Consider the following 19,752-nt stretch of genomic DNA (forward strand, 5'->3'; position numbering starts at 1 on the left):
ACGGGTAAATAGGGCCTCCAAAGGGGCGCTTGCGACTTTTATTCAGGCAAGGGTATCAAGACTGGCCCTTAGGCAACCCTCATTTTTTGTAGCAGGATAGAAGTACCCTGGCCAGGGCTGCTGGTGATCGTAATATGATAATGGATCTGCCCGGCCCGCCGTTGCATATTCTTTAAGCCGTTTCCTTCATTCTCTTTTTTCAGGTCAAAGCCTTTTCCATCGTCTGTCACCAGGAAGACCGGTTTCCCTCTTTTAAGAGAACAGCTGATTGTGATGGATTGAGCTTCCGAATATTTAACCGCATTGTTCACCGATTCCTTCAGCATCATATACAGATTCCTCTTTTCCTCCTGGCCAAGCTTGTAGCCTTTGGCGTCATCAGCTACAATCTCTTTATAAATTATATTATTGGCTTCACTAAGCGGCGCCGCAAATGGGTAGATCCGAGCAAAGAGGTTTTCGATACTGTCACGGCTGTCATCCAATACCCATATCAAATCCCTGATGCTTACAATAGCCTCCTGGGCGCTTTCTTTTATTTTATAAAGATATCCCTCCCGCTGTTTTTCCATCAATGCCAGGTTCGTATACACTTTAATGCTATTCATAGTGCTTCCCAGGTCATCGTGCAAGTCACTGGCCAGCTTTGACCGGATCTCATTCTCCTTCCTGAGCTGGGCGATGCGAAGCCGGTAAACCGTATAAATTATGCTGAGGCCTGTTAATAATAACAATAATTTGAACCACCAGGTCTCATACCAGGTAGGCAGGAAATCAAGCGTCAATAGTTTTATCTCAGAGTGCACGCCATCTTCATTGCTGGCCCGTAGCTGCACATGGTAAGTGCCAGGACCCATCCCAATAAGCGGAAGGGAGCTGGCGTTGCCAATATTGATCCAGTCAGTATGTTGCTCATTGATCTTGTAGTCAATGCTTACCTTTTCCGGATCACTGAAATTAAGGCCCGCCAGGTAGATGGTAGTTTGTACAGCATCGCTGCCGATCTCCAGCGACTGTAAAGTAATATCACTCGTGTCAAGCACCTTGTCTTTGGTGCGCACCTGGATATGATCAATATAAAGGATAGGAGGAGTAAGGTTGATGGAAAAAGCCGTAGGGTCAATGATCGTAAATCCATTTACGCCCCCCGTATAGATTTTGCCATCTTTCATCAGGCCGGCCACTTCTTCAAATCCATTTGAATGCAAGCCATTATTTGTATAGTAGGTTTTTACATGATAATCAGTCAGGTCAACCACCGATAACCCATTATTACTGGTTACTACAAGTTGCTGGTTGTTCACATTGAATAGTTGATAAACGCCGTCGTTGGATAAATGGCTTGCTGTATTGATCACCCTTTTAATATGAAGGGAAGAGTCCAATTGTATAATACCCGAACCATAAGAGGCGATCCAGTAATGCCCCCTGGCTTCGCACATATCAAAAAACAACTTGTAGTGCTGCCCCGTCCCTTTTTCAGGCAATGTGAGGCTGTCTCCTTTTGTAAAGTCGGGCGAGAGGATGCTGATCACATTGTCCGAGAGTACCCAGGTCCTGCCTTTCTGGTCGTGGTAGATATTGTTGACGATGCTGGAGGCCAGCGGGCTGTTTGCATCACTTTGTTCTATTTTGCGCACCGTCTTTTGATGGGTATTCCACAATAGTATGCCATTACTGCTTTCTGTACCCAATACCACCAGCGAATCGCCCAGGAACAGGTGACTGTTTACCGGCAATGCAGCATAGGGCTTAAACTCCGGGTATATGGTTGCAATGGGGGTTATGGAACCATGCTGATAAATAAACATACCATCGCGCCTGGCTACATGAATACGTCCTTGCCTGTCCTGGAAAATATGATGGTATAGGTCCTCTTTCAGCGGTTTTGTATACTGCCTGCCCGTATTATCAATGCTTACAAGACCATTGCGTAGCCCGGCGAGGATACTTTTATCATCCGACACATAAATAGATCTTACATGTTCCAGTTTGATATTGGTTTGCTTGTCGTAGTTGAATGACCGGAAGGGCGAGGGATAATGTGGTATAAAAGCCAGCCCTTCCTGACAGCCAAGCCAGGTATTGTTTTCCTTGTCCTGGTATACACATTGAACCGCCTCCAGCCAATCGGCTTCCCATGTTCTGGCAGGTTCTTCCAGCGTTGTATAATTCGTCAGTAATGCATCAAACTGATACAGTTTGCCTTCTCCCGATAAAAAAATGCCCCCTTGTTTGTTGATAGAAATGCAATCGATGCTGCCTGTATTTAAGGCAGGGATACTGCTGCAGGGAGCATTGTTAATGGTTATTGCATAGGAAGAGGAGTAATTTATCTTTCTCAATCCCTGGTTGGTGGCAAACAATATTTCCCCGGCTTTAGGGGTAGCGTATCCGTAAAACCGTATGTCACGGCTTTTGGCATGGTCATTAAAAGAAGAGAGTGGGATGCTTTTGATGATCATTCGACTATCCGGCGAATAGATCAATATACCATAGCCGCTGCAGGCCGCCCAAAGATTGCCATAGGCATCTTTGACAAGCGAACGCACCTCAAAATCATTGGCAGCGATAGCCGGCCTGGGCAAGGGCAGCGCTTTTTCATAAACACCTTTACTCGTATTAAACACCTTTACTCCCGTGGAGGTGCCGATCCAGAGCAGTTCTTTATCTTTCAACAGGCTGATATTCCAGTCTTCCATACCGGCGTCCGGTATCACAGCCGTTTGGACCACCGCTCCCGTGATGGTGCTGATGGCATTGATGCCCACTTCCGCAGGAAGCACCCATAATAAATTCTTCGTCGTATCTTCTACCATCTCCCGTACATCTACGCCACATATCTTATTTTTGGGAGCAGCACTTTTTGCGTAACTTAAAAAAGTTCTTCCATCAAAGCGGCTGATCCCGTCTTGTGTACCCACCCATATAAAACCTTTTGAATCCTGGAGAACTTTGCGCACATTGTAACTCGGCAGCCCATCCTTTTGCGTATACTTTAATAAGTGAGTAGTGGCTATCCGCTGAGCAAAGCAGAAACAATTTAATAATAAGAAAATAACGACCGCCAAAACTGACTTCATATGGATAAGAAATGGGTTATTGTATTCCTAATTTATGCAGATTTCAGGACAAAAGAGTCGTTTTCCATGAGCGAAGAAATGAGAGTGGAGATCAATGATATGCTTAGGTCTGTCATTAAGGTGCCTATAAATCCCGATAGAGCGAGGCTTTTTGTAATATTCAATGGTATTAAATACTTCTTCCCTGCAACAGGCAAGGCGCCCAGAACAGAGACCCGGTTCATTATGTATGAAATGGTAAAGTGCCAACATAAACGTGGCAATTGTTTTGGAAGATGTGAGGTCAATAGAGCGGATGTGACAACCTTGCAGGATAGCAATAAACTAAGCCATATATTAAGCTACATTGAAGTAATGGACGATGAAGAGGTCTTTTTCGTTACCTGGGATCATGGCAATGCCTTTGGCATTTTCAGGGAAGAGCCTCATCCCTTGCCTCAGATAAGAAAGCCAATTAACGATTCGCAGGAGTTGCAACGATTTCCCTACTTAAGGCTCTTTTGGGAAAGAGCGATGGAAGTGGAGGATATGGAAGCGCATCAATTCAAAAGTGAACCCGGCTATGCTTTTTTTACTGTTCAGGCTGGGCACGACCTGTTTGCCGTCTCAGCAAAAAAAGAAATAGCTGAATCTGTTATCCCTCTTCTGACCAGCGACAAATCCAGGAACTTTTTCCGGATCGAAAAGGGTAGAAAAAAGCTAGTTTTTGACACCAGTGCCGCTGAGCCCACATTGTCTGAAATAGGCTTTCAGGAATCTGAAGTCACCGAATTACTGCACAACCATGAACTGGCCGATGCTTTTCGCGACTGGCTGGGTGACCGTAAAGTAGGGGTTTTGCTGATGATGAATTGCTGGATGATGAACTTGCATACCATGTATGCTATGAAAGATCGGGTACAATGCCTGGTGGCGCCCCAGGGAGATATTGCCAATCCGGGGTATAATTACCGCGAAATTTTGAGCTTTATTTATTATTCGGAAACCCCGGTTACTGCACGCGGCCTGGCAGAAGAATGTATAAGAACTAGTGAAAATGCATTTGCTAAAAGAAGGGCAAGAATATTAAATCCTCAAAACCCAAAGACGATCGATTCCTGGAAGATCATTGCGGTTGACTTACAGACTATCGATGTACAAGGAAAGAAAGTGTTCGACCAGCAATTGCAAAGCCTCCAACAACTCGTGACGGCAATTATTGAGGCTGTCAGCCAAAACCCGACCCCTGAATTAAAATATATGCTTAAATATGTAAGGTCTGTCTGCTTTGATTTTACCAATAATAGAACCATTATGGTTGATTTCCTGAATTGGTGCATGAGCGTTAAATCAGCCGATCACTTCTTTCTGCCTGATCATTCCCAGGTTTTCGGAAGTTTGGATTCAATGATTATTGAACTCAGGAATTACATCCTGGGGGTTAACGGAAAACAATCTTTGCAAATTAAAGCTACTAAAGGTATAGCTGTATATTCCTTTCCCGATCCGCTGCTTCCTGTTGCAGTCATCAATCTACCCCCTACAGGATATAGCTTATTCTTTCCCCAATATGCCTTTGCGGATAAGCCTAACCTGATCGACAATGTAAGGTCCGATCGGTTGCTAAATGGTCCTTTAGAGAGCTGGAAAGAATTTCTGAAAAAAGTGATAGATAAAGAAATTACTTTTTAGCTTTTGCCTTTCCTTTTTTGGGTGCCGCATATAGTGCACTTTTCTTGGGAGCGCTTTTTCTCAACGGAGTAGGCTGGCTCAGGAAATTACTGCCATGGTTACCCTTTTCCCCGTCTGTTTTGGCTACAATATCATTGCTGGAAGACTTCAGAACAATATCTGGATCTGCAGGTGCAGGATTAGGAACCAACGTAAGGAAAATATCTTTCACCTTACCATCTTTGAAGTTTTCAGTCGAATCCATATTGAATACACCGCAGCTATCAAACTTGATGGGATCATTATCCACCGTGCCTACCTGCAGGTCTGTTGTGGTGTTCGATAGCTTACCATTAATGGTAATACTAACCGTGCCATCCTTCTTGATCTTGATTTTTGTTTTGGAGGCATCAAACACAATTTTTGCCCCTTCGTTGATGGCAAACTCTTTTTTGGATAGTACGACTTTTCCCATATTATGTATTTAATGTGTAATAAGTGCTGGTTTAATTGATTCAATGCATCCAAAGATAACGAGTGCGCCGATATGGTTGAATGTGTAAAGCACCGGAAAAAAAAAGGTGTTTTCACCTTTACCTCTCCCGCCGGCTCACCCATTTCTGTGAATGGCTAATTCGCAGTTTACTCTCCCACCTTCCCGCCCCACCTTTACAGGATTGCCTGCTTGCAATAAAGATGATAACACTTCTTCCGGGGATTATACCGAATTATTCAAAAACACCATCTGGACGGGAGAGTACAAGGACAGTACCTGCCTCTCCAAACCCTACAGCATCTTGATTATTGCAGCCGGCGGCTCCACCAGGTTATGCCAATAGCCAGCACCACAAACAAGGCGCCTACCCAGGGAGTAGCACCCAATCCCAGGGGCGATGCTACGATCAACCCACCAGCATAAGCACCCAAAGCAATGCCGATATTAAAGGAAGCAATATTAAAGGCCGAGGCTACATCCTCCGTACCTGGTAAATGCTTTTCGGCTGTTTGCACAATGTATAATTGCAGACCCGGCACATTGGTGAAAGAAAGTGCGCCCATGATAAACAAGGTGATCAAACCTGCAACTGTGTAATGTACTGTAAAGGTAAACAACAGCAGTACCGCAGCCTGTGCCACAAACATCCACAGCAATGCTTTCAGCGGATGCTTGTTGGCTACCTTACCGCCAACAATATTTCCAATGGCGATAGCCACACCATACAACAGCAATACCATGTTCACCACCGATTCTGACAGGCCCGTTATCTCCTGCAGGATAGGAGAGAGGTAGGTAAAAGCCACAAAAGTACCGCCGTAACCTAATGCCGTCATTAGAAAGCCAAGCACCAGACGTTTATTGGTGATCACCTTCAGTTGTGTTTTCAGCGACGCTGCTTTTTCATTGGCAAGGTTGTTGGGTACCAATATCCAACTGGCTATCAGACCAATCAAGCCCAACACCGCCACGCCAATAAAAGTAGCCCGCCAGCCAAATTGTTGCCCGATGTAGGTACCAAAGGGTACGCCCGTTACAATGGCTACCGTGAGGCCGGCAAACATAATAGCGATGGCCGATGCTCTCTTTTCAGCCGGTACCAAGGCTGCAGCAATGGTAGAGCCGATGGAAAAGAATACCCCATGCGCAAATCCCGTAATGATGCGCGCTATCACCAGCGAAACAAAGCCCGGCGCCAGCGAAGCCAACCCGTTACCTACAACAAACAACGCCATGAGCGAGATCAACAATTGCTTCCTGGGCACACGGCTGGTTAGGGCAGTGAGTATGGGTGCACCGATAGCCACGCCAATGGCATACAGGCTTACCAGCAAACCAGCTGAAGGAATGGAAATGTGAAGGTCTTTGGCCATCGTAGGCAACAGACCCACGATCACAAACTCAGTAGTGCCAATGCCAAAGGCGCTGATCGTTAATGCCCACAACGCGGCAGGAAGTGATTTCCTGCCGCTGGTTGGCACGCTTGATGCAGTAGCAGATAATTCAATAGATTTTGTAACTGTGTTCATATATTTTTCAATTAACAGGGCAAAATTCCCACTAATTGATCTATTATCATAATAGCTTAAATTATACCTTTGTATCAGAAAAATGATAGTATATGATACTTAATCTTGAATGGCTCCGGACCTTTAAGGCGATCTATGAGAAGGAAACACTTACAGGCGCCGCACAGGCCCTGTATATTTCCCAGCCCGGTGTAAGCCTGCACCTCAACTCATTGGAAGCCTATACAGGGTACAAGCTATTTGACCGCTCCGCCAAAAAGATGATCCCTACCGAGAGAGGAAAAGTGCTGTATAATTTTGTGCTGGAGCCCATTAGTAAACTGGAAACGGCTGAAGAACTTTTCTACAGGAGTACCAAGGCTGACAGAGCCACCATCAGCATCGGCATGTGTTTTGAAACATTCCAGTTCACCCTCGAGAAGCATATTTCTTCCCTGCCCTTCAATGTCATCATCAAGTTTGGAGACTATCCTCAAATGATACATGACCTCGACAAAGGTTTGCTCGACCTCATCATTACACCACACAAAGACGATCAGAAAAAACTGGAGTACCAGCCTTTCTCCAAAGAAAGGATTGTATTGGTCTGTGGTTCCAAGACCAATCTGAAGTCATTAACCCCGTTGCTAAAAGAAAATAATACCAGGCAGGTGGAAAGCTGGCTGAAGCAACAGTTATGGTACAGTACCGCTGCCGATATGGGCCACCTCAAAAACTTCTGGCAACTGAACTTTAAAAGCAACCTCGATTTCAAGCCCAACTATATTGTGCCCAATATCAGTTCCATCGTGCGTTGCTTAAGTGGGGGCCAGGGATTTTCTGTCATCCCCGACTTCTTATGCCGGGAGGAGATCAATTCCGGTAAAGTAAAACTGGTGTGGGAAGGGAATCATGTCGTGGAGAATACCCTCTACTTCGGCACGAGGAAGAAGACCATGTATGAAAAAGAGATCAACATGGTAAAGGATATATTCATAACACAAGAACTATTACCCGCAACCGGGAGGTAGTTACTTCCTAAAGTGGAAATGGTGGGTCGCCTTCCAAAGGCGGCTCACCATTTCCACTTTCATGGCTATACTTTCTTTGTTGTCATTTCGGATCTTTCTTGTCATCGAACGAAACCCTTCCTTTTGTCATTTCGAACGAAGCGAAGCGGAGTGAGAAATCCCGCAGTGCGGGACAAGTACTGCTATCGAAGCAAACGATTGCCGATTCTCGACTGCCGACTGCCGATTCACGGTTTCTCCAGCGCAAACGCCACCACATAATCACCCATCTTCGTGGAAAATTTTCCATGACCGCCCGCCGCCATCACGATGTATTGTTTGCCATCCAGTTCATACGTCATCGGTGTGGCTTGTCCACCGGCAGGCAGCAGGTATTTCCAAAGCTCTGCACCCGTATGCGAATCAAAAGCGCGTAGATGACCATCACGCGAAGCCGCTACAAAGATCAGGTTGCCGCTTGTTACAATGGCGCCTCCGAAATTGAGCGAACCCCATTTTTCTGCACCAGGATATTTTTGGGGGTCCAGCATATAACCCAGCGGCACCTCCCATTTTTTGAGACCACTGTTCAGGTCGATGGCAACCAGCGTACCCCAGGGGGGAGTTGTCTGCATCATCACCCCTTTCTCATCTACCTGGAAGAGATAATCCCGGTTCATCACATAAGGTGTTCCCCGCTGCATACCCATTTCTCCCCGTACTACGGCGCTTCCTTTGCCTTCCAGCTCTGCTTGCCTTTCACGCGGTACCATGCGTATAATGGCGGGCAGTATGTTAATATTCGTGATCAGTAACCGTTCTTTCGGGTCCACGCACATACCACCCCAGTGAATGCCGCCTGCATTGCCTGGTGTCATCACCGATCCTTCATAGGAGGGCGGCGTGAAAATGCCCTTGTTCCTGAGTTGAGCGATCCTTTTCTTAGCGCCTTCCTTTGCTTCTTCAGTAGGGCCCCAGGCATCCTTTTCACCTACGCTTTGGATGCCCAATGGTGCAGGCAATACCGGGAATGGTTGTGTGGGCCAGGCTTCTTCTCCGGGAATATCAGAAGCTGGTACTCGTCTTTCTTCCACAGGGAATAAGGGTATGCCTGTCGTGCGGTCCAGGATAAATATATGTCCCATCTTCGTACCCACTATTACCGCGGGTACCTTCTTTCCTGCTTTCATAATATCTGTAAGCACCGGTTGTGCGGCAATGTCATAGTCCCACAGGTCATGGTGCACCACCTGGTAATACCATACCAGCTTACCCGTGGAGGCGCGCAAGGCGACAATCGAATTGCCATATAGATTTTGTCCCAGGCGCTCACCGCCATAGTAATCAGGACTAGGGCTGCTCGTAGGCACAAACACCATGTCACGTGCAGCATCCACCGAAAGCGTGGCCCACGCATTGGCTGCGCCTGTTTTGTGTGCCTTCGGTCCATTCCAGGTATACCAGGCTTTATTCGTAGAATCGCGCGGTATCGGGTCCCATCCCCATTTCAAAGCACCGGTGATCACATCATAGGCACGCACCGTGCCGGGAGGATAATCAAATCGCTGGTTATCTCCCATGGCCGATCCTACGATGATCGTATTGCCTATAATTGCAGGTGGAGAGGTGACACTGATGGTGCCGCCCATGCCCTTGTTGAGGTCAACCGTGCCCCGGTCACCAAACGAGCTGATCGGTTTGCCTGTTTTGGCATCCAGTGCGATCAGGCGGCCATCGATCGTGGCCACGAAGATCCTGCTGGCTCCTTTGCCCTTGTCGCTGCCACCTGCAGGCCAGGCCGAAACGCCCCGTGAGGTGACCTCGGAGTAGCCCGTGTGCAGGTTGATCGCAGGGTCATATACCCATTGCTCTTTGCCGGTGGCCGCATCTACCGCAAATACCCTGGCAGCCGGTGTGCTGAAATAAAGCGTGCGGCCGATCATGATCGGCGTGGCTTCAAAAGCCGCTTTCTTCATCGCTTCCGTTCCTTCATACAGGCCCAGCTCGCCCGTTTGATAGGTCCAGGCTACTTTCAGCGAAGCGACATTCTTGTCATTCACCTGGTTTAACGGTGAATACCGCATGCCGCCGGCGTCATTGCCGTAGGCAGGCCATTCCCCGGCAGGGTGGACAGCTGCGGCTTTTCGCGGAGCCTGTCCATAAGAATAAGGGTTGCTGGCCAGCAGGAGAGAGGCGCAGACAAGAGCTTTTATGGTCATAAAAAATGATTTTCCCAAACCTACTTCTAAGCCTCGCCCCGGCTAAATTTCTTTGACCAATAGACAGTTTAAGAAGGGGAATGGATCAGTCTTATGCCAACTATCAGCTCCGGCCAGGCTTTTTATTCTCAAATCCAATAATATGTTTGAAAATACGTTAATATATTAGTTAAATTTATACTGCCAACACCGGCATATCCAATATACGTGAAAAGCTTAAGGACTAAATTGCCTTATGACACTGCTAATGAGGTAGTTGTCAACGATTGGTTCCCTTCCTTAAATGGATTGAGGGCCATCAGTATCACCTTGGTTATTCTACACCACCTAGGCAAGACTACCAATATTTTCCAAAGCATCTCTACCCACAAATGGCTAATGCCCTTCCTCCGGTTTATCCAGGATGGCCAACTGGGCGTCAACATATTTTTCGTCATCTCGGGTTTTTTGATCACTTCCCTATTACTAAAAGAAGAAGAGAGAACTCATACCGTTTCCATGAAGCAATTCTTTCTGAAGAGAGTATTGCGCATCTTCCCGGCTTATTATTTCATGTTATTCGTATACGTAGGGATGAATGCCGTTGGGTTGATCCATGTAAGCGCCCCGTCCTTTTTAACCGCTTTTACTTTTACCAAGCAATTCAATTGGAGCCTCGATTGGTTTACAGCCCACGGCTGGTCACTCAGCATTGAAGAGATCTTTTACCTATGCTGGCCAGCCATTTTTATTAGGGGCCATAAGTTCAGGAAACTGGCTGTATGGGCCCTCATTGTTTTCGTTCCTGTATGCAGGGTTTTTGTACACTTCTATCCCATTAGCTGGATGAGCGAACTGTCCCTCTTTTGGCGTATCGATGCCATCGCCACCGGTTGCTTGCTGGCATTGTATAGGAACAGGATACTTGTTTTACTCAGTGCTCACTGGAAACTGCTGTTTTGGTGTTCCATCTTCGCCTTGCTGGGACTAAGGTATTTTCAATCCCTGGCCGGCCTCGTGCAGGCAGGATTTATCTTTATTCCACTAGGTCTCACCGATGGCACTATTGCCAATGCTTTGATAGGCATTATACTCATGTATTCCGTTTTCGGTCCTCACAAATATTGGTTCAGTTTCCTTAACCTGAAATGGGTAAGTTTCATAGGGACCATATCATTCAGCATCTATTTGTGGCAGCAGCTGTTTATCAGCGGTATCGATTGGTGGATAGCACAATTCCCCCAAAACCTGGTGGCTGTTGCAGCAATGGCCTTATTCTCTTTTTATATGATTGAAACCCCTTTCCTCCGGCTCAAGTCAAAACTGGCTACAACTGATCAATACAGTGTACGTCGCCGGTTGGCGATACTACTGGGAAGTTTAATACCTCATAGAGCGCAAAAGTTGGCCACAACACCTGTAAAGCCAAAAAGGAAACACAATATGTTGTACTTCCTTTCTTTCGGATGGGTATGGACCATCTTCCACATTTTTAAGGATTGACCCCTGCGTTACCAACAAACCAGCGGCCTATGGCCTGTTGAAGTTCATTGCGATCCGGCTCTTTCTCCGTAGCCCAGGCGATCATTCCATCAGGGCGGATCAATACAGCACGCAAACCCAGTTTTTCTTTCACTCCCATTGCTGTTGCACCCGAAACATACTTCAGTTGATCACTGTATGCATCCGCTAAAGCGTTGAGCGATGCATGCTTGTCGAAGTCGAGCAGTATGCCCAGCCCATCCTGCATTAAATCGCCAATGGTTGTGCCATCTTCCAACTCAAAGTTGGGAACACTATAGCCTGTCAAAGGGTGTTCCGTACCAAGATCGTAATGAGTGAAAATGCCCCATACCCGCCCTGCCATATAGGTGGCGCCATCCCGCGTTTGCATCAGGTCCCGGAAGATGGCGTTCAGTGCACGGCCCGCTGCGTCCGGTTGCATGATGGCTACCTGCGCGCGCGACCAATCCAGCACCTGGGCGCCAATGGGATGCCGTTCAGTATAGTAACTGTCCAGCAAGCCTTCCGGCGCTTTCTGTTGAATGGTGGCGGCAAGCTTCCAGCCGAGGTTCATCGCATCGCCCAGGCCAAGGTTTAGCCCCTGGCCTCCTAGTGGTGAATGAATATGTGCCGCATCACCCGCTAAAAGTACCCGTCCCTTGCGGTAGCTGGTGGCCTGCCTGGCCCGGTCAGTCCAGGTAGTGGCGATATGCAGCGCGCTGATCGTAACATCCGTGTCCGATATGCGGCGCAACACCGCTTGCACATACTCCAGCGTCACTGCCTCTCCCGAATCATGAAATGCCCCGCCATCAAAATCCTGGATCGCCAGGTAGCCTGGTTGCGATTGCAGGTACATGCCCCTTGCTGTCACGTTACGCCCGGGTTTAAGTTTCTCCGGATCGGCTATGTCCGCTTTAACCGAGTAACCCGTAAATGCCGGTTCCGTACCGGCAAATTCAAAACCGCCTGTCTTGCGAACAACACTACGGCTTCCATCACAACCCACCAGCCATTTACCAGTAAAAGATAAGGTGCCTGCCTGAACAGTTACCTCGTCCTCCGTTTGATGAAATCCGGTAATAGCAAGCCCGCGCCTGATCTCAACACCCAACGCTGCTGCGCGGTGCGTCAATACCGTTTCCAGCTCCTGCATCTCAGAGATCAAACTGGTTGCCGTAGAGCTGGGCAGGCGGTACTTCCATTGAGTGGTGTCAATATCACCATCGTGGAAGGGTATGCCGGCAAAGTGCCCTGCCTGGCGACGAGGCCCTTGTACTGCGTTGGCATGTGGATTTTTAAGACGTTTATGTAGCTCAAGTTCTCCGAGCAATCCACGGCGGTAAAGCGCTTCAATAGTAGGTGCGGAGAGTCCCCGTATACCAAACGGAACCTGCTTTAAAATGGACTGAGGATGGTCTGCCTTCTCCAATACCAGGACCGAACAGTTGGCCAGTGCCAGTTCACCCGCGAGGAACAGACCTACAGGTCCTCCGCCGGAAATGATGACATCATATGTCGATTGATTAGGTACAGATTGTTTGCTTTCAAGAGTAGCGTTCATACAGAATAGTTGAAACACAAAATTCTGCTATGCCCTGTTGTCAGGCTTGTACAAACGCGACAAAATCCTTGCTTACTGCCTGCTTCCCTTTCCTGGCCTTTCGGGCAAAGGCCCCTGGTGTAGTGCCACTGTAGCGTTTGAATTCCCTGCTCAGGTGAGATTGATCTGTATAGCCCAGCTCCAGTGCCAGGCCGGCAAGGTTGGTATCCGGATAGTGCCATAGCCTGTTTCGCACCTGTTCAAAGCGCATCAGCGCAGATACATCTTTCACCGTATGACCAGATGATCTTTTAAAATTCCTTTCCAGTGTACGCACTGTAGCGTGTGCCGCGGCGGCTACCCCGCTCACCGGCAGCGTGCCATTGGCTTTTTGCATGGCAACCCCTGCTTTGAATAACATACTGTCCATCGCGATTCGTGAACGGGTTTCCAGGAAATACGCCTTTACCTGCGCCAGCGCTTCTGCTATTTTACCCACCTTCATCCAATTGTCCAGCGTGGAATGAAGCTGCGTAATAGGATGTTCAAATACATGTACGCCCACTTTGCCAGACGGTAGTCCGAGCAGATCAAACACCGTCCAGGGAAAGCACCGGATACCAATGATCTCCAAACGGTTTTTGGCATAAAAAACAACAGGCTGATTGAGCAGCCCCATCATAAAGGGTGATGGCAATGCCTGCAGCTTTCCATTGTGCGGAATGTTGTCAGCCTGAGCCTGGTCGAAGGCGATGTAGCAGCCACTGCCGAAATGGAAAATAATTTCAGCGTACCCATCAGGCACTACTTCAAAACTGGTGACTGTTTCTCCGAAGTCCCTGTTGTTGTACCAAAAGCACTTGATCGTGTCCCGTAGTGCTTCAGGAGGTTCAAATTCCTGGTGCTGCATATCGAAAGGTACATATTTGCAGATTGCCCCCTCCTTACTGTTCGTTTAGGGCAATAAAAAAAGCCGGACCTTTTGATCCGGCTTCGTGGAGGATATCGGGGTCGAACCGATGACCTCTAACATGCCATGCTAGCGCTCTAGCCAACTGAGCTAATCCCCCTTCTTTTACCGAAATAAACCAGGTGGTTTTGATTTTCGGACGGCAAAGATAACAGCCCAGCCATTTGCCTCCAAATAAAAATAGCGGAGTTTCAACCCGAAAACCCGCTTTTTACCTTAAATTACATACAACCACAAAAAGTGCTATGATTTATAGTAAGCAGTTGGTTATCAAATCCTCACATGTTTTGGGCAGCTCAACTCCTTCCTTTGCCCAAAACAGCCGCCGCCAGGCCAGGTAATGACCCTTATCGAGACCTTTCCGAGACCTTATCGGGACCTTATCGAGACTTTGTCGAGACCCTCCTCCCAGTCAGCCCCGTACATCCTCCGTGTACCATCCGTGTCAAGTCCCTGTCCAGGCCCTCTTTTGCTTATTCAACAGGTTGTGCAGGGCTACAGACCGGGAATTTGGCATTCATCGAAAATCTTTCCTAATTTCAGCTTCCTTTTATCGATCCTATTTCAACGATTGCAACGCATGAATGAGGAAACAAACTTAATGCAGGAGGTGTCGGCTGGTAATGAAAAAGCATTCAAACAACTATTTGAATTGCATTACCACAAACTATTCAACTATCTCCTGCGCGTTACCAAATCAAAAGAAATAGCCGAAGAGATCGCCATCGATATTTTTGTCAAACTCTGGATCGGCAGGGAACTTATACAAGACATCCGCCACCTCGATGCTTTCCTGCAGAAAGTGGCCCACAACAAAGCCCTCGACTTTTTCAAAGTGGCCGCCCGCGATGCCCGCATGCACAAATTGATCCGCAAGGAAATGGAATCCACCCGAGAGCAGGAAGCCGATTATAAACTCCTCGACAGCGAATACCAGCACCTCGTTACCCAGGCCATCGACCAGCTATCCCCCCAGCGTAAAATGGTCTTTACCATGAGCAGGGTAGAAGGCCTTACCCACGATGAAATAGCCCAACGCCTCCAGCTCTCCCGCAATACCGTAAGAAATACCATCGCCGAATCCCTCAAGTCCATCCGTCACTTCCTCCAGCTCCACGACCTCTCCGGCGTCGTCATCCTCGGTATTCTGATAAACAACTAATAGCGAAACCCTGTCGAAGCAAGCGCATTGCCGACTGCCGATTGCCGACTGCCGAAATTTATTTTCCCCCTCAATAGTACTACCCCCTTCCGGCTGTCGTCTTATATGGTTAACAACGATGCCATATGTCTTCAAACCCCATCCGGTTAAAATACCTCTTTAAAAAATACCTGGACAATACCTGCTCCAAACAGGACCTCGAAGAATTCTGGCAGCTCATGTCAGAGCTTTCTGAGAACGACCTCGTACTCCAGGAATTACAGGAGCAATGGCAAAAAGAAGACAATGCACGGCCCATTGGCCATGACGAGCTCGACACCGTATTTGAGCGGGTACAACAAAAGATCGGTAAATATGAAGCCAAAGCCGGCTACACCACCAAGGTACGCCCCATAGGCAATAGAAGAATGTACATCACCATCGCCGCTTCGCTCTTACTCTCCATAGCCCTGGGATGGTGGTATTTCAGCAATACCGCCACGGAGAAAACGAAGCCTTCTGTATTAGCCAAAGAAAATCCCTTGCGGATCATCAGCCTGCCCGATGGCACTATTGTTACTTTAAATCATGATAGCCACCTCGATTATCCTGCTGCCTTTGGCGATTCTTCCCGTGAAGTATCCCTTACCGGCGAAGCCTATTTCGATGTAGCGCACGATGCTGCCAAACCTTTCCTGGTGCATACCGGCGCCTTTGTCACCAGGGTATTGGGCACCGCCTTCAATATACGGGCCTACAGTAAAGACAGCCTCGTTGCCATTACCGTAGAGCGCGGAAAAGTACAGGTACAGCGGCAGGACAATAAACAATCCCTCAGCATCCTGCTACCCGGTGATCAGCTGGTCATCGATAAACAAGCCGGCACACCGCACCTGGCCAAAGCAGATATGAAGCTTGTTACCCAATGGAAAAACAATGATCTCCTCTTTGATAATATCCGGTTCGAAGACGCAGCTGCCATCCTGGGCAGGCACTTCAATATTACTTTTAGGTTCCGCAATGATGACTTGCGCAATTGTCGCTTCACCGTCGATTTTACCGGTAAATCATTAGAGGAAATACGCTATGTGTTGGGACAGCTTACCAGGTCAACATGGACCAGCGAAGGCAATGAGGTCATATGGCTGGAAGGAAAAGGATGTAAGGATTAATACTACAACTATGTATAAAAATGGCTACCCTAAGTGGAAGTTAGAGTAGCCGGGTCTTAAATATTGCGTAACATTTAAAACTTATTAAAGGTATGAGATTTCTTGCCAGGAATGGGAGTTTTTGTGTCCATCCCCCAATCACAGTTTCACAAAAATGGCTGTTCATTATGAAACTAAACTGCCTCATTATTACATCCCTGCTTTGTACCGCCAACCTGTTGGTAGCCAGTCCGGGTAAAGCACAAATTCTGAAAGAGACCAAAGTGTCTGTTGGCCTTCGCGAAGAATCACTCAGGAGCGCATTTACCCAGATCGAAAAACAAACCAACTTCCGGTTTGCTTTTGTGGAATCGCAGGTATCTCCCTATAAAAAGGTCACCTTGCCCCTGCGTAGCCGTTCCCTGCTTACTACGCTCGAATTGTTATTCGATAATACCCTGCTTGAATACGCCGTAAAGAACAATACCATCGTTGTCATTGAAAAACAACAGGGCGATACCGCAGCAAATTATTCCAACCCCGCTGCCAATTGGCAATTTGATAGGACCATCAAAAATGCCGACATCAGGGTCAATGGTATTGTGACCGACAGTAAAAATCAACCCCTCGCCGGTGTTACCATTGCTCAGAAGGGAACCGATAAAGGCGTTACCAGTGCTGCCGACGGATCATTCAGCATCTATGTTCCCGAAGATGCCATCCTCGTATTCAGCTATATAGGTTATAAAGCCCACGAGGAATCCGTTAATAAAAGAACCTCTCTTTCTATTCAACTACAGGAAGAAGTGCGCAACCTCAATGAAGTAGTGGTAGTGGGCTATGGTACCGTCAGGAGAAAAGACCTCACCGGATCTGTGGCCCAGGTAAGCGGAAAAGAAGTGAACACTTTTCCTACTACCAATATCATGCAGGCCCTGCAGGGAAGGGCATCCGGCGTACAGGTGCTGCAAAACAATGGTTCACCCGGTGGTGCTATCAGTGTACGCATAAGAGGAACTAATTCCATCTATGGAACCAATGAACCCCTGTATGTGGTAGATGGTTTTCCTGTTAACGGCAATCCTACCTTTTTGCAAAATGCCGATATTGAATCCATCGATATCCTCAAGGATGCCTCCGCGGTGGCCATCTATGGCGCCAGGGGATCCAATGGTGTAGTGATGATCACGACCAAAATGGGTAAGAAAGGTGGCCGCACTTATGTGGATTATGAAGCGGGCTATACCGTGCAAATGCCCACCAAAAAATTAAAGCTCATGAATGCGCAGCAATATGCGCAGTTCTACAATGAGCAGGCTGTCAATGATGGCGTAGCTCCATTCTTTACAACCCAGCAGATAGAGGACTTTGGCAAAACACCCGGTACAGATTGGCAGAAAGAAGTGATGCACAATGCCCCCATCTATTCTACCAACCTGAGCGTGAGCGGCGGCAATGAAAAAACACAGTTTGCTTTCTCTGCCGGTGCCTTTCAGCAGGATGGTATCATACGCAACAGCGACTTCGACCGTTACTCCCTGCGTACCAACCTCACCCACGAGATCAGTAAAATGTTCAGTGTAACTTCCAACCTGGCCTTAACGAAGATCAACAGCAACCGCCAGAACTCTGGCCGCAGCAATCGTGGCGCCGACCTCATTTCAGGTATGCTCAGCGCGCCGCCTACCCTCAGCCCCTATACAGACAACGGCGCCTACAGGCGGCTCAATACAGCGTACCCTTTCATTTCCAACGCCATCAACAACCCCCTTACAACCATCTACAATGTAACCGATAAAATTGATGCCGATCGTATCCTCGCCAATGTAGGCTTCACCATCAAACCTTTCAAAGGGGTTACGGTCAAAATATCAGGTGGTGTAGAACGCTCAACCGACAGGGAAGACTATTATGCAAAGATTGATACCGTTACCAATTATACCGGCTATGCCAGGGTCAACAACAGCCAGCGTACCAGCTACCTCAACGAGAATGTAGCTACCTGGACCGCTAAATACGGCGTGCATGGCATTACCGTAACCGGCGGTTTCACCTACCAGAATAATATTTATAAAACGCAAAATGGCGAAGGTACCGGGTTCATCAGCGATGTAACCCAAACCTATAACCTGGCCCTCGCAGAGTCACCCGGCATTCCCGGCTCTTACTATGAAAAATGGGTCATGCTTTCCTACCTGGGTAGGGTCAACTACTCCCTGCTCGATAAATACCTGCTCACCCTCAGCTTTCGGGCAGATGGCTCTTCACGATTCACAGAAAAATGGGGCAACTTTCCTTCAGCAGCACTCGCCTGGCGCGTGTCTGATGAGAAATTCTTTGAACCGGTGAAGTTTGTCAATGATCTCAAACTGCGTGTTAGTTACGGTTCCGTGGGCAATCCTTCTATCAACCCCTATGCCACCTTAAACCAGCTCTTTGGCAGCAAAACCATCTTTGGTGATGCCTTGTACAACACACTCGCGCCCGGCACCACCCTGCCCGGTAAACTCAAATGGGAAACTACCGACCAGTTTGATATAGGTCTCGATGCCGCCTTGCTCGAAAACCGCATCAGGTTCACCTTCGATTATTATAAGAAAACCACCCGTGATCTCCTCAACAGGGTACAGCTTCCCGCCTCCATGGGATACAACGATGTACTCCGCAACGTAGGCAAAGTGGAGAATAAAGGTGTTGAATTCGGTATAGATGCCACAGTACTGCAAGGCCCCCTGCAATGGAATGTATCCGCCAACTTTTCCCGTAGCCGCAACAAAGTAGTGAAGCTTTATGGCGGACAGGATATCCTGGGCACCAGCTTGTATACCGGCAATATCAATGATGTGGTCAACCTCCTGCGCGAAGGACAGCCCATGGGTATCTTCTACGGCTATAAAGAAATTGGTTATAACGATAAAGGGATTCCTGTTTTTGAGGACATCGACAAAAGCGGTGGCGTAAGTGCCGGCGATAAGACTTATATCGGCAATCCCAATCCCGATTTTATTTATGGCTTCAACTCCAATCTTTCCTGGAAAGGATTTGAGTTGTCCCTCTTTATCCAGGGATCACAGGGCAATGATCTGGTCAACCTCAATAAGGCTGCCACACTCGATCTGGGTATGGGACTCAACCTGCCTGCCGAAGTGTTTACCGATCATTGGACACCCACCAACACCCAAGCTAAATATCCTAAGATCACCCGCAACCTGCCCGGCAATATGAGCAGCCGGTTTGTGGAAGATGGTTCTTACCTGCGGTTCAAAAACATACAACTTGCCTATAACCTCAGTGGTAGCAGCATCCGCGCCAAATGGCTGAGGAATGCCCAGTTCTATGTAAGCGCCCAGAATATGATCACCATTACCAGTTACTCCTGGTACGATCCGGAGATGAATGTATTCGGCGGGGCCAACTCCTTTACCCAGGGGGTAGATTACTTTTCTTATCCGACAGCCAAATCCATCACCTTTGGTGTGCGTTGTTCATTCTGATCCTA

At 47.8% G+C, this 19,752-nt stretch carries 12 protein-coding genes and 1 tRNA gene; 6 read left to right on the top strand and 7 right to left on the bottom strand.

Features of this window, described 5'->3' with window-relative positions:
• Positions 1 to 68: 68 nt before the first annotated feature.
• The gene (locus tag D3H65_RS28050; RefSeq protein WP_119053473.1) at positions 69 to 3,083 is read right to left on the bottom strand and encodes a ligand-binding sensor domain-containing protein; all 3,015 of its coding nucleotides are present in this window, start codon (positions 3,081 to 3,083) and stop codon (positions 69 to 71) included.
• Between D3H65_RS28050 and D3H65_RS28055 the strand changes: the two genes are divergently transcribed.
• Positions 3,084 to 4,754 carry a clostripain-related cysteine peptidase gene (locus D3H65_RS28055; protein ID WP_119053474.1) on the top strand — a complete coding sequence of 557 codons (1,671 nt, stop codon included), beginning with the start codon at positions 3,084 to 3,086 and terminating at the stop codon, positions 4,752 to 4,754.
• Here the strand turns inward: D3H65_RS28055 and D3H65_RS28060 are convergent.
• Positions 4,744 to 5,208, bottom strand: coding sequence for a hypothetical protein (locus D3H65_RS28060; protein WP_119053475.1), 465 nt, complete (start codon positions 5,206 to 5,208; stop codon positions 4,744 to 4,746). The genes D3H65_RS28055 and D3H65_RS28060 overlap by 11 nt on opposite strands.
• A 326-nt stretch (positions 5,209 to 5,534) precedes the next feature.
• Positions 5,535 to 6,758 carry an MFS transporter gene (locus tag D3H65_RS28070; RefSeq protein ID WP_119053477.1) on the bottom strand — a complete coding sequence of 408 codons (1,224 nt, stop codon included), beginning with the start codon at positions 6,756 to 6,758 and terminating at the stop codon, positions 5,535 to 5,537.
• A gap of 92 nt (positions 6,759 to 6,850) precedes the next feature.
• Between D3H65_RS28070 and D3H65_RS28075 the strand changes: the two genes are divergently transcribed.
• Positions 6,851 to 7,768 (top strand): LysR family transcriptional regulator, encoded by a 918-nt coding sequence (locus D3H65_RS28075; protein ID WP_119053478.1) that lies wholly within the window; start codon positions 6,851 to 6,853, stop codon positions 7,766 to 7,768.
• Between the two features lie 227 nt (positions 7,769 to 7,995).
• Here the strand turns inward: D3H65_RS28075 and D3H65_RS28080 are convergent, their stop codons facing one another.
• Positions 7,996 to 9,966: a pyrroloquinoline quinone-dependent dehydrogenase gene (locus D3H65_RS28080; RefSeq protein ID WP_119053479.1), complete on the bottom strand. Its 1,971-nt coding sequence runs from the start codon at positions 9,964 to 9,966 to the stop codon at positions 7,996 to 7,998.
• A gap of 207 nt (positions 9,967 to 10,173) precedes the next feature.
• On the opposite strand from D3H65_RS28080, the gene D3H65_RS28085 reads away from it, so the two are divergent.
• On the top strand, positions 10,174 to 11,448 hold the full coding sequence (locus tag D3H65_RS28085; protein ID WP_211345564.1) for an acyltransferase family protein: 1,275 nt from the start codon (positions 10,174 to 10,176) through the stop codon (positions 11,446 to 11,448).
• Here the strand turns inward: D3H65_RS28085 and D3H65_RS28090 are convergent.
• The 3 genes from D3H65_RS28090 to D3H65_RS28100 form a co-directional block, all read right to left on the bottom strand.
• Positions 11,438 to 13,012, bottom strand: coding sequence for an FAD-dependent monooxygenase (locus tag D3H65_RS28090; protein ID WP_119053481.1), 1,575 nt, complete (start codon positions 13,010 to 13,012; stop codon positions 11,438 to 11,440). The two genes, D3H65_RS28085 and D3H65_RS28090, sit on opposite strands and share 11 nt — an antisense overlap.
• 40 nt (positions 13,013 to 13,052) lie before the next feature.
• Positions 13,053 to 13,901 (bottom strand): helix-turn-helix domain-containing protein, encoded by an 849-nt coding sequence (locus tag D3H65_RS28095; RefSeq protein ID WP_119053482.1) that lies wholly within the window; start codon positions 13,899 to 13,901, stop codon positions 13,053 to 13,055.
• Between the two features lie 86 nt (positions 13,902 to 13,987).
• Positions 13,988 to 14,061 (bottom strand) — tRNA-Ala (locus D3H65_RS28100).
• Positions 14,062 to 14,541: 480 nt separating this feature from the next.
• Between D3H65_RS28100 and D3H65_RS28105 the strand changes: the two genes are divergently transcribed.
• The 3 genes from D3H65_RS28105 (at position 14,542) to D3H65_RS28115 (ending at position 19,747) form a co-directional block, all read left to right on the top strand.
• Complete coding sequence (locus D3H65_RS28105) at positions 14,542 to 15,123, top strand: RNA polymerase sigma factor (protein WP_162915849.1); 582 nt, start codon at positions 14,542 to 14,544, stop codon at positions 15,121 to 15,123.
• 125 nt (positions 15,124 to 15,248) lie between these two features.
• A complete protein-coding gene (locus tag D3H65_RS28110) occupies positions 15,249 to 16,274 on the top strand; it encodes a FecR family protein (RefSeq protein WP_119053484.1) in 1,026 nt (341 codons plus the stop codon).
• A 167-nt stretch (positions 16,275 to 16,441) separates the two neighbouring features.
• Positions 16,442 to 19,747: a SusC/RagA family TonB-linked outer membrane protein gene (locus D3H65_RS28115; protein WP_211345565.1), complete on the top strand. Its 3,306-nt coding sequence runs from the start codon at positions 16,442 to 16,444 to the stop codon at positions 19,745 to 19,747.
• The last annotated feature ends 5 nt before the right edge of the window (positions 19,748 to 19,752 follow it).

The sequence above is a fragment of the Paraflavitalea soli genome, from assembly GCF_003555545.1.
In the GTDB taxonomy this organism is placed as follows: domain Bacteria; phylum Bacteroidota; class Bacteroidia; order Chitinophagales; family Chitinophagaceae; genus Paraflavitalea; species Paraflavitalea soli.

Coding starts and splice junctions, on each gene's coding strand:
- D3H65_RS28055 (WP_119053474.1), top strand. CDS start 3,084: ATGGATAAGAAATGGGTTATTGTATTCCTAATTTATGCAGATTTCAGG.
- D3H65_RS28070 (WP_119053477.1), bottom strand. CDS start 6,758: ATGAACACAGTTACAAAATCTATTGAATTATCTGCTACTGCATCAAGC.
- D3H65_RS28090 (WP_119053481.1), bottom strand. CDS start 13,012: ATGAACGCTACTCTTGAAAGCAAACAATCTGTACCTAATCAATCGACA.
- D3H65_RS28115 (WP_211345565.1), top strand. CDS start 16,442: ATGAAACTAAACTGCCTCATTATTACATCCCTGCTTTGTACCGCCAAC.
- D3H65_RS28080 (WP_119053479.1), bottom strand. CDS start 9,966: ATGACCATAAAAGCTCTTGTCTGCGCCTCTCTCCTGCTGGCCAGCAAC.
- D3H65_RS28075 (WP_119053478.1), top strand. CDS start 6,851: ATGATACTTAATCTTGAATGGCTCCGGACCTTTAAGGCGATCTATGAG.
- D3H65_RS28105 (WP_162915849.1), top strand. CDS start 14,542: ATGAATGAGGAAACAAACTTAATGCAGGAGGTGTCGGCTGGTAATGAA.
- D3H65_RS28050 (WP_119053473.1), bottom strand. CDS start 3,083: ATGAAGTCAGTTTTGGCGGTCGTTATTTTCTTATTATTAAATTGTTTC.
- D3H65_RS28095 (WP_119053482.1), bottom strand. CDS start 13,901: ATGCAGCACCAGGAATTTGAACCTCCTGAAGCACTACGGGACACGATC.
- D3H65_RS28110 (WP_119053484.1), top strand. CDS start 15,249: ATGTCTTCAAACCCCATCCGGTTAAAATACCTCTTTAAAAAATACCTG.
- D3H65_RS28060 (WP_119053475.1), bottom strand. CDS start 5,208: ATGGGAAAAGTCGTACTATCCAAAAAAGAGTTTGCCATCAACGAAGGG.